This is a genomic window from Parvibaculum sp. (genome assembly GCF_035511255.1).
In the GTDB taxonomy this organism is placed as follows: domain Bacteria; phylum Pseudomonadota; class Alphaproteobacteria; order Parvibaculales; family Parvibaculaceae; genus Parvibaculum.
Window position 1 is genome coordinate 1 of the sequence record NZ_DATKFR010000308.1, and the last position, 12,059, is coordinate 12,059.

Annotated in this window: 15 protein-coding genes and 1 tRNA gene; 8 read left to right on the forward strand and 8 right to left on the reverse strand. The window is 61.8% G+C overall.

Annotated elements, in window-relative coordinates; all coding sequences use genetic code 11:
* Positions 1-317: 317 nt before the first annotated feature.
* Together VMR03_RS12205 and VMR03_RS12210 are read right to left on the reverse strand one after the other, a co-directional pair.
* Positions 318-890 (reverse strand): HD domain-containing protein, encoded by a 573-nt coding sequence (locus VMR03_RS12205; protein ID WP_325405578.1) that lies wholly within the window; start codon positions 888-890, stop codon positions 318-320.
* Between the two features lie 19 nt (positions 891-909).
* Positions 910-1,692, reverse strand: coding sequence for a class II aldolase/adducin family protein (locus VMR03_RS12210; RefSeq protein ID WP_325405580.1), 783 nt, complete (start codon positions 1,690-1,692; stop codon positions 910-912).
* A 100-nt stretch (positions 1,693-1,792) separates the two neighbouring features.
* On the opposite strand from VMR03_RS12210, the gene VMR03_RS12215 reads away from it, so the two are divergent.
* On the forward strand, positions 1,793-2,509 hold the full coding sequence (locus VMR03_RS12215) for a Crp/Fnr family transcriptional regulator (RefSeq protein WP_325405582.1): 717 nt from the start codon (positions 1,793-1,795) through the stop codon (positions 2,507-2,509).
* Positions 2,510-2,608: 99 nt separating this feature from the next.
* Positions 2,609-2,875, forward strand: a complete 267-nt coding sequence (locus tag VMR03_RS12220; protein WP_325405584.1) for a zinc-finger domain-containing protein — start codon at positions 2,609-2,611, stop codon at positions 2,873-2,875.
* 22 nt (positions 2,876-2,897) lie between these two features.
* On the opposite strand, the gene VMR03_RS12225 is transcribed toward VMR03_RS12220, so the two are convergent.
* Positions 2,898-4,181, reverse strand: coding sequence for a divalent metal cation transporter (locus VMR03_RS12225; RefSeq protein WP_325405606.1), 1,284 nt, complete (start codon positions 4,179-4,181; stop codon positions 2,898-2,900).
* A 142-nt stretch (positions 4,182-4,323) separates the two neighbouring features.
* On the opposite strand from VMR03_RS12225, the gene VMR03_RS12230 reads away from it, so the two are divergent.
* Together VMR03_RS12230 and VMR03_RS12235 are read left to right on the forward strand one after the other, a co-directional pair.
* On the forward strand, positions 4,324-4,608 hold the full coding sequence (locus tag VMR03_RS12230) for a hypothetical protein (RefSeq protein WP_325405586.1): 285 nt from the start codon (positions 4,324-4,326) through the stop codon (positions 4,606-4,608).
* Between the two features lie 127 nt (positions 4,609-4,735).
* Positions 4,736-5,725, forward strand: coding sequence for an ATP-grasp fold amidoligase family protein (locus tag VMR03_RS12235; RefSeq protein WP_325405588.1), 990 nt, complete (start codon positions 4,736-4,738; stop codon positions 5,723-5,725).
* A 117-nt stretch (positions 5,726-5,842) separates the two neighbouring features.
* Here the strand turns inward: VMR03_RS12235 and VMR03_RS12240 are convergent, their stop codons facing one another.
* Together VMR03_RS12240 and VMR03_RS12245 are read right to left on the reverse strand one after the other, a co-directional pair.
* Positions 5,843-6,625, reverse strand: coding sequence for an SDR family oxidoreductase (locus VMR03_RS12240; protein WP_325405590.1), 783 nt, complete (start codon positions 6,623-6,625; stop codon positions 5,843-5,845).
* Positions 6,622-6,951, reverse strand: a complete 330-nt coding sequence (locus tag VMR03_RS12245) for a nuclear transport factor 2 family protein (protein WP_325405592.1) — start codon at positions 6,949-6,951, stop codon at positions 6,622-6,624. Before VMR03_RS12245 ends, VMR03_RS12240 begins: the two co-directional genes overlap by 4 nt.
* Before the next feature lie 76 nt (positions 6,952-7,027).
* Here VMR03_RS12245 and VMR03_RS12250 point away from each other — a divergent pair, with 76 nt between their 5' ends.
* Complete coding sequence (locus VMR03_RS12250) at positions 7,028-7,429, forward strand: helix-turn-helix domain-containing protein (protein ID WP_325405594.1); 402 nt, start codon at positions 7,028-7,030, stop codon at positions 7,427-7,429.
* Between the two features lie 106 nt (positions 7,430-7,535).
* On the opposite strand, the gene VMR03_RS12255 is transcribed toward VMR03_RS12250, so the two are convergent.
* The 3 genes from VMR03_RS12255 to VMR03_RS12265 form a co-directional block, all read right to left on the reverse strand.
* Positions 7,536-7,622, reverse strand: a tRNA-Leu gene (locus VMR03_RS12255).
* A 122-nt stretch (positions 7,623-7,744) separates the two neighbouring features.
* Entirely contained in the window at positions 7,745-7,996 is a 252-nt protein-coding gene (locus VMR03_RS12260) for a hypothetical protein (RefSeq protein ID WP_325405596.1), read from the reverse strand.
* A gap of 267 nt (positions 7,997-8,263) precedes the next feature.
* The gene (locus VMR03_RS12265; RefSeq protein ID WP_325405598.1) at positions 8,264-9,064 is read right to left on the reverse strand and encodes a competence/damage-inducible protein A; all 801 of its coding nucleotides are present in this window, start codon (positions 9,062-9,064) and stop codon (positions 8,264-8,266) included.
* 181 nt (positions 9,065-9,245) lie between these two features.
* Between VMR03_RS12265 and map the strand changes: the two genes are divergently transcribed.
* The 3 genes from map to VMR03_RS12280 all read left to right on the forward strand — a co-directional run.
* Positions 9,246-10,067 (forward strand): type I methionyl aminopeptidase, encoded by an 822-nt coding sequence (map, locus tag VMR03_RS12270; RefSeq protein ID WP_325405600.1) that lies wholly within the window; start codon positions 9,246-9,248, stop codon positions 10,065-10,067.
* On the forward strand, positions 10,060-10,623 hold the full coding sequence (locus VMR03_RS12275; RefSeq protein WP_325405602.1) for a JAB domain-containing protein: 564 nt from the start codon (positions 10,060-10,062) through the stop codon (positions 10,621-10,623). The genes map and VMR03_RS12275 overlap by 8 nt, the downstream gene beginning before the upstream one ends.
* 190 nt (positions 10,624-10,813) lie before the next feature.
* The coding region (locus tag VMR03_RS12280) for a tyrosine-type recombinase/integrase (RefSeq protein WP_325405604.1) at positions 10,814-12,059 on the forward strand (1,246 nt) is incomplete at its 3' end.

Sequence of the window (12,059 nt, forward strand, 5' to 3'; positions counted from 1 at the left end):
CAGCATGAAGATGGAGCCGACGACTGTCAGGCCGAGACCGAGCGTGCCTGCATAAAAGGGCGGCAGATGAACGACGAGGGGAAGCCCCATCGCCGAAATCGGCGCGGCCGGAAATGCGAAAGCCAGCAGCGTCCAGCGTGACAGGGGCGCGCCGTGCCCGGCCGCTTTCGACATGAATACCTCCCACATGTGTTCCCGCCACCGGATCTTTGCGTCCGGTTGGCCAACCGTGCGGGGGAGTATGCCGAAGCGGGCGCAAGGGGCCAAGCCCTTACGTCAGCGCCGCGATCCACCCCCCGCGACCGCTCCGCCGAAAATCAGCCTTGACCTTTCGGCCCGGCGAAGACGCGCCGGACCATCGGCTCGAAAAACTCAAGCGGCAGCGTGTCATATTCCGGATCGAAGGCCGGCGCGTCGTATTTGGCGCAGAATTCGGCGGTGCGCTCGTAGAGCGGATCATTTTTGAATCGGTCGCGCGCATCCCTGTTCATGCCGAGATAATGGAAGAAATAATAACCCTGGAAAATTCCGTGGTGCTGCACCATCCAGTGGTTCTCCGCGCTGACGAAGGGCTTCAGGATCGCCGCCGCGATATCGGGATGGTTGAAACTGCCCAGCGTGTCGCCGATGTCGTGGAGCAGCGCGCAGACGACATATTCCTCGTCGCGCCCGTCGCGATGGGCGCGCGTCGCCGTCTGCAGGCTGTGGGTCAGGCGATCGACGATGAAGCCGCCGTAATCGCTGTCGAGCAACCTCAGATGATCGAGCACGCGATCGGGGAGCTTCGCCGCATAGGGCACGAATTCGGCGGCGATGCGCGACCAGTCTTCCTGCGTGCCTTGCGACATATCCGTGAACGTGGCGCGCAGATGGGCGGGGGTGTTCGACATGGAATGTTCCTTTCAAAAATCAATTGCGGAAGGACGGATCGAGCCGGCCCATCTTGCGGATGATGGCGGGCCAGACGCGGTTCGCGCCGCTGTCGCCGAGCGATTGCTTCGCCTGGGCGCCGATGCCGCGCAGGATCGCGTCGGAAATACCAATGAGATCGCCACTGCCGGCCTGCGCCATGATCTGGATTTCGCAGGCACGCTGCAGGGTGAACATCGCGAGAAAGGCGTCGGCGACCGTCCGGCCGCAGGTGAGCAGCCCGTGGTTCTCGAGGATCAGCATCTTCTTGCGGCCGAGATCGGCCTGAAGCCGCGGCTTCTCCTCGGCATTGAGCGCGACGCCCTCATAGGGGTGATAGGCGATGGAAGCGAGCGCGTAGAGCGCGGTCTGCGAAATCGGCCGCAGGCCGCCCTTCTGGCAGGAGACGGCGACGCCCTCGGGCGTATGGAGATGCATGACGCAATGCGCGTCGTCGCGTGCCTCATGCACGGCGCTGTGGATTGTGTAGCCCGCCGGAATGATGTCGTAAGGCGACGGCAAAACCTTGTTGCCGTCGATGTCGACCTTTACGAGGCTCGAGGCGGTGATCTCCTCGAACATCAGCCCATATGGATTCAGCAGGAAGTGCCGGTCCATGCCCGGCACGCGGGCCGAGATATGCGTGAAGACCAGATCGTCCCAACCGAGATGCGCGATCATCCGGTAGCAGGCGGCGAGTTCGACGCGGAGTACCCATTCCTCGGGACTCACTTGCGAGCGGACATCCGCCGGGCTCGGTGCTGTGTTCAGAATCGCGTTCATGTCTGTCTCCCTGATGCTTCGACGAAGGCATCCTAGGGTGAAGCCCGGACAAGATTGTCGCCTGCTTGACAATCTTGTCCCTATTTTCGATTCTCGGGTTATGAACAGGATCGAGCTGCGCGAAATCCTTGCCGGAAATCCCTGGTTCCGCGACCTGCCGCAGACGCTTGCCGAAGGCATTCTTTCGGAGGGGCGCGTGCGGCGGTTCGAGGACCAAGCCATCTTCCGGACCGGAGACGAGGCGAACGGGGTATTCGCCCTCCTGTCGGGCCAGATCCGCATCAGCCAGACGACGAGCGAAGGGCGCGCCGCACTGCTGATGGTGGCAACCCCCGGCGCCTGGTTCGGCGAAAGCTCGATGCTGGACGGCAAGACGCGCTCGACGGACGCCGCTGCCATAGGCAAGACGACCCTCCTCCAGATCGACCGGGCGGGCTTTGCGCGGCTGACCCGCAATAATCCGGAGCATTACGCGCCCTTCGTCCAGATTCTCGGCGACCGCTACCGCAAGGCGCTCGATCACATCGTCCATACGTCCGGGCTGCCGCTCGCCGTCCGTCTGGCGCAGCGGCTCGGCGAGCTCGGCCGGGGACATGGCCGCAAGGAAGGTGGCGGCATCGTCGTCGATCTCAGACTTTCGCAGGAGGAGCTGGCCGGAACGCTCGGCGTGTCGCGCCAGACCGTCAACAAGGCGCTGAAGGACTTCGAGCGAAAAGGGCTGATCGCCGTCGGCTATGCCTCCACCACCCTGCTCAAGCCGGCCGCGCTCGAAAAGCTCGCCAAGGCCGAGGTATCTCTCCCCTCGGACGTCGGATAAATTCAAGTTCAGGCTAGGAATTCCCCGTCCGGCGGATTAATTTAGCGCCGCTCCGGGACGCCCGGCGCGACGACCATCCGGCAGCGAAAGGTAAGTGCGATGCACGGCGAAGGCACACCGAAATTCACGAACGACGCTGGCATGCGCGAAATCCGCATCGGTGTCCGCGAGTTCGAGTGCATCGGCGCGACACCGCCTTACGATCACCCGCATGTCTATCTCGACATGGGCCGCGAGACCGAAATCATCTGCCCCTATTGCTCGACGCTCTACAAATTCGACGCGACGCTGAAGGCGAACGAGGCTGTGCCGGCGGATGCCGTGCATCACGGCACACCCACCCCGCGCGAAGCCGTGCGTCTCTGAAAAAGAGCGCCGCCTCCGAAAGCTAGAGGGTCAGAACGAAGGCGATCGCGGTCAGGACCATGGCCACCGTCGCGACCCAACCCATCAGGCGCAGCCCCGGCGGCAGCGGAAAATCGCCCATGATGTCCCTGCGCCTCGTCATCAGCATCATGATGACCATGACCGGGACGGCGACGATGCCGTTGATGACGGCGGCCCAGAAGAGTGCCTTGATCGGATCGATGGACGAGAAATTCATCGCGACGCCGACGAGCGTCGCGAAGGCGATGACGCCGTAAAAGGCCTTGGCCTCGCCCGGCTTGCGCGCAAGGCCCGTCGGCCAGCGCATCGCCTCCCCCACCGCATAGGCCGCAGAGCCTGCAAGGACCGGAACGGCGAGAAGGCCGGTGCCGATGATGCCGGCGGCAAAGACCGTGAAGGCCAAAGGCCCGGCGATGGGGCGCAACGCCTCAGCCGCCTGCGCCGAGGTTTCGATGTTGACGATGCCGTGGGTGTGGAGCGTCGCGGCAGTCGTCATGACGATCGCCAACGCGACGACATTCGAGAAGACCATGCCGACGATCGTGTCTAGGCGGATGCGGGAGAATTCACGCCGCGCCGATGCCGGATCGTCGATCAGCGGATTCGCGCCGTCTTTCTCCTCCACGCCCTCGACTTCCTCCTCCGCTTGCCAGAAAAAAAGATAGGGACTGATCGTCGTGCCGAGGACGGCGATAACGCTCGTCACATAGCCGGGATCGAACGAGAGCGAGGGCAGGAAAAGATAACCGGGGATTCGGCCCCACGGTATCTCGACCGCAAAAAGCGTCGCTACATAGGCAAAAAGCGAAAAGGTCATCCATTTCAGGATCGGCTCATAACGCGCGTACTGAATGAATATCTCTGCGAGCAGGCTCGCGACGCCGAAGAGAACGACATAAAAAAGCGCCGGGCCGCCGATCAGAAGCTGCAACGCGGCCCCCATCGCGCCGAGATCTGCGCCGATATTGATGGTATTGGCGACGCAGAGAAGACCAACGGTGACATAGAGGACCGAACGCGGATAGTGACGGCGGAGATTGCCGGCGATCCCGTGTCCGGTAACGCGGCCGATGCGCGCGCTGATTTCCTGGATGGCGGCCATCAGCGGCAGTGTCAGGATCAGCGCCCAGCCGAGCCCATAGCCGAATTGCGCGCCGACCTGCGAATAGGTGGCGATGCCGCTCGGATCGTCGTCGGAGGCGCCCGTCGTGAGACCCGGTCCGAGGACCGAGAGAAAGCGCGGCTGAACATCCTTATCCTGGGCGGCGTCCTGTTCGGTCGTCATGAGGTTCGGTACGTTCTTCTTCGTGTTCATCCGGCGGTTCGTCGCATCTAAACGGCGGCGGCCGGTTTTCGTTCCTGAGCCATGGACGCCGCGCGCGTCGCGATGTCAAATGCGCGACCGATTCCATGGAAGCGAGCTTAGCATGCGCCTCTTTCTTTCGATCCTTCTTGTCGGCGCGACGACGGCGGCGCCGGCCCCCGCCGCTCCACTGTCGCTGCCAGCTTCGTCGGAGCGCGGCACCTGCGAACTCGTCTGCGAGACCAGACAGGCGGACGGCACCTGGTCGGCGACAAGGGCCTGCACCGAAAGTGTGACCGAGAAGGAATGCCGGGCGCAGGCCGATCATCGCAATCTCAGCGACGCCTATCCGAACCGGATGAAATGCAAGGCCGCGCTTTCGACGAACTGCATGGAGGCCAGGAAGTGAACGAAGAACGCTTCCTGTGTTGGCAGCGATTTGGTTCAGTCTCACGGTCTGGCGTAGATAAGCGCGCCCTATGATCCATCCGGCGGGGCGCCACTATACGGTTTACTCGAGTTCCATAATGCCAGACATGTCTTTGCCTTCGTTCAACGCCTCGGTGCTCGCGGCGGTCGATACCTTGTACGGTTGGCGCTTCCCGAAGCTGAAACGGAAATTCAGGCGCATTCACGGGCGCGCCCCGAAGCTCGCCTTGCCCGAGACCTATTACGACTGGATGCAGTGGCGAAAACTATTCGACCACAACCCGCTCTTCCTCATCCTGAACGACAAGCTCGCGGCGAGGGAGTTCATCGCGCGCCGGGCTCCCGATCTCAACTTGCCCCGCATCCTGTGGGTCGGGGACGGGTCGACCGCGATCCCGCCGGACGTGCTGCAAGGCGACGTCGTGGTGAAGGTCAACAACGCATCCGACCGGAATTATTTCATACGCGGCGGGCAATACGACCCCGAGGATCTCGATCGGACGGTGCAGCGCTGGCGCACCGAGAAAGCCTATGGCCGCAAAGACGGGGAATGGTCCTACCGCCTGATAAAGCGCCGGATCTTTGTCGAAGAAATGCTGACCGATCCGGACGGGAACGTCGTCGATATCAATATTCGGGCGGGCAGAGGCAAGGTCGCCTACGGAACGCTGCTGCTTCATTCAAAGACCGATCGGGAATCGGCCATCTATCTGACCCGCGAAGAAAAACGCGTCGGATTTTTATGCGGCGACGGCGTATCGGAGGCAGAGCTTGAGGCCGCCCCCATACCAGACGGGTATCAGGCGGCGATCGCCTATGCCGCGCGCCTCAGCCAGGACATCGATTATGCGCGCTTCGATTTTCTATGGAGCGGCGGCAAACTCTATGGCGGCGAGATCACGATATATCCGAACTCTGGCTACGGTTCCCTGGGCGCGCTGGGCATGGACCCGGAAACCGCGATCATGAATGTCTGGGACCTTCGGAATTCGTGGTTCCTGTCGGTACCGCAGCGCGGCTGGCGCGGCATTTACCGCCGGATGTTGCTCGCCGAACTCGGCAAGCGCGACGGCGCTTTGCCGCCGGCGAATGGCTGAGCCGCCGCGATAGACAGCCCTGCCCGAGCGATTGGTGGGCCGATCCGGACAAATCTGGGCACTGGGAAATCCTTGTTTCCATTGGGAATGGATCCGCATCTCGTTTCGCCACTGGTGCTAAACGGTCGGGACTGTCCCGCCGTCGATGACATACTCAGTACCTGTGATGGAGGCGGCGCGGGACGAAGCAAGGAAGACAACGAGGTCCGCGACTTCGCTGGGTTTCGCCGGACGGCCGATGGGAATGCCGCCAAGGCTTTTCATGATGATCTGTCTGCCACCTTCATAGTCCGTGCCTGCCTCCTCCGCGAGACGCGTGGCCAGGCGAACGGCGGCTTCTGTCTCCACCCAGCCCGGAGCGACGCGCACGACGCGTATGCCCTTGGGGCTCACCTCCTTGGAAAGCGCCTTGCTGTAGTTGGAGAGGGCGGCCTTTGCAGCGGCGTAAGCGATTGTCGCTTCTGGCAAGGGAAGCCGGTTCTGAATCGACGTAATGTGAATGATGACACCAGAGCCTTGCTCGATCATGTCCGGCAACAGCGCGCGGTCGAGACGTACCGCCGCAAAAAAGTTCTGGTCGAGCGCCTTGCGCCACTCCTCGTCGTCGAGCACAGCAAAGCCGCCTGCCGGAGCCGATGCACCGCCGACAACATGCACCACGATGTCGATCCCGCCGAGGCGCTCGGCGGCAGCTTTGGCGATGGCGTGGCATCCATCAGTGATGGTTACATCGGCCTCCACAAAGTGGACCCCATCAGCAAGATTATCTGGCTGCGAGCGCGCTGTGGCTAGAACTGTCGCGCCCGTGTCGCGTAGCGCCCCGACCACAGCTTCGCCAATGCCCTTGGTGCCTCCCGTTACCAGTGCGCGCTTGCCTTCAAGGCCAAGGTATCGGCTCATGGCGCGATCTCCAGCGAGGCAATCTTGTCGCCGTCGAGGTTGAAGATGAAATCAACCGTGACGGGGCTACCGGGGAAGTCGCCGGTCATTTCAGTCGTAACCACGGTTTTGTTCGCGCGATTTGCGACTGCAACCGGCCTGACTCTGTGATGGTACTTGGCAGCAGTTTCACGCCGCCAGGACGCGATCTCCTTCAGCCCTCTCCTCGTTCGGCCCTCGTCCTTGACCACCGCATCCGACGCAAAGCAGTCGTCAATCGCGTCGGGGTCGTGCGTGTTTTCAGAAGACATGAAAAGTTCAATCGGCTCGGGCAGATGCAGCGACATGTCGAATCCTTCCTTCTTGCTGTTGTTCTCCGGTGTCGGTGTTGCCTGACAATGAGGATGGCGATAGGCTAACCAAATGGCAAGAACGCACAAAAAAGTAAGGTACTCACCTAAGAGTAAGGGCAAGGCGTACACGCCTGTAACGGCGGCTCTGGATGTCGAGCAGACTTTCAAGGTTCTGGAGGGCCGCTGGAAGCTGCTGATCCTCTTCCATCTCTTCGGCGGGAATATCCTCCGCTTCTCGGAGCTTGAGAAAGCGATCCCGGCGATTTCCCAGAAGATGCTAATTCAGCAACTTCGGCAGATGGAAAAGGACGGGATGGTCCGCCGCATTGTCCATCATCAGGTTCCGCCCAAGGTCGAATACGGCCTGACGGATTGGGGACAAGCTCTGTGTCCTGCGCTCGATGCCTTGCTCAAATGGGCTGAACTGCGCGAGAGAATGGTCAACAAGGACGAACTGTCGCGCGAGGAATAGAGAGCTTCGTCAAGAGTGCATCATGCTGATCCGCCCTGCCGAACCCCGAGACACGAAGGCCTTCTGGGCGATCATAGCCTCAAATTTGTGGTGTACATTCCAGTACTGGTGGCCCCTGCGGGACTCGAACCCGCACTCCCTTTCGAGAAGCAGATTTTAAGTCTGCTGCGTATACCAGTTTCGCCAAGGGGCCTTGCTTCGGCGGCGTTCACAGATATGCCCGCTCGGGCGGAGCGGCGCAACGCGGGAGAATGCCGGCCCCAAATGAAAACGGCGGCCCGAAGGACCGCCGTTTCAATCCGAATGAGCCGCAGCTTAGCCGGCAAGGCCCTGCCAAACCGGCCAGCAGCTGTCGCCGGCGGAAGCGGCGATCTTCGCCTGGGCTTCCTTGGCGCTCGCGCCGTCGGCGCTCTCAACCTTGGACTTGCCGCCGGTGCACCAGACGTAGAACTGATGCTTGCCCGACTTCGACATGGCATCGAAGCTGGAATCCAGCGCCATCGCCGTGCCCGACACCATCATCGTCGCACCGGCCACCAGACCCACAATGCCGAAAATCTTCTTCATAAGCGTCTCTCCCTCCGGGTATCGCTGACCCTTGAACTCGTTCCCAAGCCTTATTGTTCAGGCCCCGGCGGCGCTTCCCCCCTTTTCGGCGCTCCTTGCGGAACACGCGGTTGGCAACCGTCAGACCCCGTCAGCCCGGAACTTTAGCCGACTCTCTCAATATTGTATCGGCTTGAGGCCAAGCGAAAGCTGAATCTTTGGTAATGCGGGGGCCGGCTGTTGCAATTTGGCGACATTTTTGCCGCAGGCCATCCTGGTCTCTGGCGGTCAGGCGGGCTCGCCTTCGACCGGTTCGATACCGAATCCCCGGATGAGCGCCGCCGCCTCGCCCGCCACTTCGTCGAGCAGGCCTGCATCGACGCCGCGCATGACGAGGCTCGTGCCGAAGATCTTGCCGCGGTAATAGGGATAGGAGCCGATAACGACGTCAGGATAACGCTTTTGCAGCGCGCCGAGCTTCTCGGCGATGGTGCCCTCGCCAATCTGGCCGCTCACCGTGCGGCTCCGCATGGTGGCGCCGCCTTCGAGGCGCGGCGTCAGGCTGTCGAGCATCACCTGCATGACCATCGGTACACCGGCCATCACAAAGACATTGCCGATCTGAAAACCGGGCGCCTTGCTGAGCGGATTGGCGATGAGGCTCGCGCCTTCGGGTATGCGGGCCATGCGCTTTCGCGCTTCGGTGAACTCGCCGCCGGTCTCCCGGTAATGGGTCTCGAGAATCGCCATCGCCTCCGGGTGGGGGCCGATCGGCACACCGAAAGCCCTGGCGATTGCGTCCGCCGTGATGTCGTCGTGCGTCGGCCCGATGCCGCCGGTGGTGAAGACATAATCGTGGCGTGCCCGAACCTCGTTGATGACTGAAACGATGGTTTCTTCGACATCGGGAATGATGCGGGCCTCGCGCACCTGCACACCGATCTGGTTCAGGTGTCCGGAGATATAGGAAAGGTTCGAATCCCGCGTCCTGCCAGAGAGAATCTCGTCGCCGATCAGCACCACGCAGGCTGTAACGATACGCGGCGCGGCGCCAAGTTGAGCGCCCGGGCTGTTGGCGGCATCCGGCATCTTTCGGTCCTCGCGGGAGTTCATATGTGGAGAAAGAATAGCCCCCTCCCCGCGCCAGAGACAAATGGCCAAGCCCTCTTCGCCCCGTTTCGTTGGCTATTTCCGGCGATTTTTGAGGGGGCTAGGCCAAGGGGCTGCGAACCATTATGTTAACGACAGTCGCTTTCACCCGGACAATCCCATGAACTATATCGACGCCTTTGACGCGCCCACGCGCAATACCGGCCAGATCAAGCTTTACGGTCCCGATGCCTTCGAGGGCATGAGGGTGGTCGGCAGAATTGCGGGCGCGGCTCTCGATATGCTGGCGGGCTTCATCAAGCCGGGCGTGACGACGGAAGCTATCGACCGGGCGGTTTTCGAGTTCGGGGCCGATCAGGGCGCGCTGCCCGCGACGCTCGGCTATCGCGGCTACCGCCATTCCTGCTGCACCTCGATCAACCACGTCGTCTGCCACGGCATTCCCGCCGACCGGGTCTTGCGCGAAGGCGATATCGTGAATGTCGACGTCACCTATATCAAGGACGGCTGGCACGGCGACACGAACCGCATGTATTACGTCGGCGAGGTGCCACGCAAGGCGGCGCGCCTCTGCGAAGTCACCTATGAAGCCATGATGCGCGGCATCGCGGCGGTGAAGCCCGGCGCATCGCTTGGCGACATCGGCGCCGCGATCCAGGAATATGCGGAAGGCGAGCGCTGCTCGGTGGTGCGCGAATTCTGCGGACACGGCGTCGGCCGCGTCTTTCACGACATGCCGAACATCCTGCATTACGGTCGGCGCGGCGAAGGCGCGAGATTGAAGGCCGGTATGTTCTTCACCATAGAGCCCATGATCAATCTCGGTAAACCGGGCGTCAAAATACTCGCCGACGGCTGGACCGCCGTAACCCGCGATCGTTCGCTCTCCGCGCAGTTCGAGCATTCGGTCGGCGTCACCGAAGACGGCGTCGAGATTTTCACGAAATCGCCCGCCGGACTCGACTGCCCGCCTTATGCCTGAACCAGGAAAGCGCGATGCGACGGAAAAGCCGCATCACGCGGGACATCGTGAACGTCTGCGCATCCGCTTCAATGCGGCGCCCGAGGCACTGCCCGACTACGAGTTGCTAGAACTCATCCTTTTCCGCACCATTCCTCAACGCGACGTGAAGCCGCTGGCCAAGGATTTGATCGGGCTCTTCGGCGGGCTGGCCGGCGTACTCCACGCGGAGGCCCAGCGCCTTCGCGAGGTAAAGGGCATTTCCGATGCGACGATTACGGATTTCCGCATCGTGCGGGAGGCTGGGCTGCGCCTTTCCCAATCGAAGGTTCTGAAGAAAGAAGTGATCTCGTCCTGGTCGGCGCTGCTCGACTATTGCTCGGCATCAATGGCGCATAATGCGCTCGAGCAGTTCCGCATTCTCTTCCTGGATCGGCAAAATGTGCTGATCGCCGACGAAGTTCAGCAGACCGGCACCATCGACCATACGCCGGTTTATCCGCGCGAGGTCGTGAAGCGCGCATTGTCGCTCAATGCTTCGTCGATCATCCTGGTCCACAACCATCCCACTCACTAAAAAAGGATCACGCTGGATCACGCATAAACACGCTGAAACACTAGAAAAATCGTGCATTTTCGGCATTGCGTACTGGGGGCGGTTTTGGCAAATTGGGGGCGGTTTTAGGGGTAGAAATCGGCTTCCCGCTCCCAGCTACCGATCCCGCTTTCTCCCTGACCGATCCCAGTTGCGGAGCAGGAGAAACGCCATGCCAAGCCTGACCGACACCGCCATCCGGCACGCGCTGAAACGGGTCGACGCGAGCAGGAAACAAGAAAATCTCCCCGACGGCGACGGGCGCGGGACCGGCCGGCTCGTCCTCGTCCTGAAGCCCATGCCCAAGCGGGTAACCGCCGACTGGATGGCGCAGCAGTGGCGCGACGGCAAGCGCACCAAGAAGAAGATCGGCGCCTATCCGTCCATGTCCCTCGTCGAGGCTCGCGCGATCTTCAAGCGTGACTATGCCGACGTCATCCAGAAGGGCCGGAGCATCAAGATCGCGACCGATACCCGTCCCGGCACTATCGCCGACCTGTTCGAGGGCTACGTCGCGTCGCTCAAGAGCGCAGGCAAGCCATCATGGAAGGAGACGGAAAAGGGTCTGAACAAGATCGCCGACACGCTCGGCCGCAACCGTCTCGCCCGCGAGATCGAACCCGAAGAGATCGTAGAACTCATCAGGCCGATCTACGATCGCGGCGCGCGGGCGATGGCCGACCATGTCCGCGGCTATATCCACGCGGCCTATGGCTGGGGCATGAAGTCCGACAACGACTATCGGAATACTTCGCCGCGCCGCTTCCGAATTCCCTTCAATCCGGCCACAGGCATTCCGACCGAACCCAAAGTCCAAGGCACGCGCTGGCTCGACGAGGATGAGTTCGTGCGGCTCTATCGCTGGCTGGAAAGCCCCGACACGCCCATCCACCCGCCCTACACCCGCGCCGTTCGAGTTCTCATGCTGACCGGCCAGCGGGTCCAGGAAATCGCTCGCCTTCACATCGACCAATGGGATGCCAAGGAGCGGATCATTGATTGGTCGAAGACCAAGAACCTTCAGCCGCACGCCGTCCCCGTGCCGTCGCTTGCCGCCGAGTTGCTCGAATCCATCAACGTGAACGAATATGGCTGGTTCTTCCCCTCCGCTACGGACCCGTCGAAGCCGGTCAGCCACGGCACGCTTTACTCGTTCATGTGGCGCCAGCGCGATCGCGGCGTGATCCCGTATGTGACGAACCGCGATCTCCGTCGCACCTTCAAAACGCTCGCCGGCAAGGCCGGTGTCTCCAAGGAGATCCGCGACCGCCTCCAGAACCACGCGCTTCAGGACGTCAGCTCCAAGAACTACGACCGCTGGCACTACATGCCCGAAAAGCGCGCCGGCATGGCGAAGTGGGACAAGTTCGTTCGCGCGATACTGGCGAAAAAGAAAGGCGCCAGCGACTTGAAGAAGG

Bases quoted from the DNA above. Each gene is read 5' to 3' on its own strand.
- VMR03_RS12210 (WP_325405580.1), bottom strand. From the start codon at position 1,692: ATGAACGCGATTCTGAACACAGCACCGAGCCCGGCGGATGTCCGCTCG.
- VMR03_RS12265 (WP_325405598.1), bottom strand. From the start codon at position 9,064: ATGCCGGATGCCGCCAACAGCCCGGGCGCTCAACTTGGCGCCGCGCCG.
- VMR03_RS12205 (WP_325405578.1), bottom strand. From the start codon at position 890: ATGTCGAACACCCCCGCCCATCTGCGCGCCACGTTCACGGATATGTCG.
- VMR03_RS12235 (WP_325405588.1), top strand. From the start codon at position 4,736: ATGTCTTTGCCTTCGTTCAACGCCTCGGTGCTCGCGGCGGTCGATACC.
- map (WP_325405600.1), top strand. From the start codon at position 9,246: ATGAACTATATCGACGCCTTTGACGCGCCCACGCGCAATACCGGCCAG.
- VMR03_RS12245 (WP_325405592.1), bottom strand. From the start codon at position 6,951: ATGTCGCTGCATCTGCCCGAGCCGATTGAACTTTTCATGTCTTCTGAA.
- VMR03_RS12225 (WP_325405606.1), bottom strand. From the start codon at position 4,181: ATGACGACCGAACAGGACGCCGCCCAGGATAAGGATGTTCAGCCGCGC.
- VMR03_RS12275 (WP_325405602.1), top strand. From the start codon at position 10,060: ATGCCTGAACCAGGAAAGCGCGATGCGACGGAAAAGCCGCATCACGCG.
- VMR03_RS12230 (WP_325405586.1), top strand. From the start codon at position 4,324: ATGCGCCTCTTTCTTTCGATCCTTCTTGTCGGCGCGACGACGGCGGCG.
- VMR03_RS12215 (WP_325405582.1), top strand. From the start codon at position 1,793: ATGAACAGGATCGAGCTGCGCGAAATCCTTGCCGGAAATCCCTGGTTC.
- VMR03_RS12260 (WP_325405596.1), bottom strand. From the start codon at position 7,996: ATGAAGAAGATTTTCGGCATTGTGGGTCTGGTGGCCGGTGCGACGATG.
- VMR03_RS12220 (WP_325405584.1), top strand. From the start codon at position 2,609: ATGCACGGCGAAGGCACACCGAAATTCACGAACGACGCTGGCATGCGC.
- VMR03_RS12240 (WP_325405590.1), bottom strand. From the start codon at position 6,625: ATGAGCCGATACCTTGGCCTTGAAGGCAAGCGCGCACTGGTAACGGGA.
- VMR03_RS12250 (WP_325405594.1), top strand. From the start codon at position 7,028: ATGGCAAGAACGCACAAAAAAGTAAGGTACTCACCTAAGAGTAAGGGC.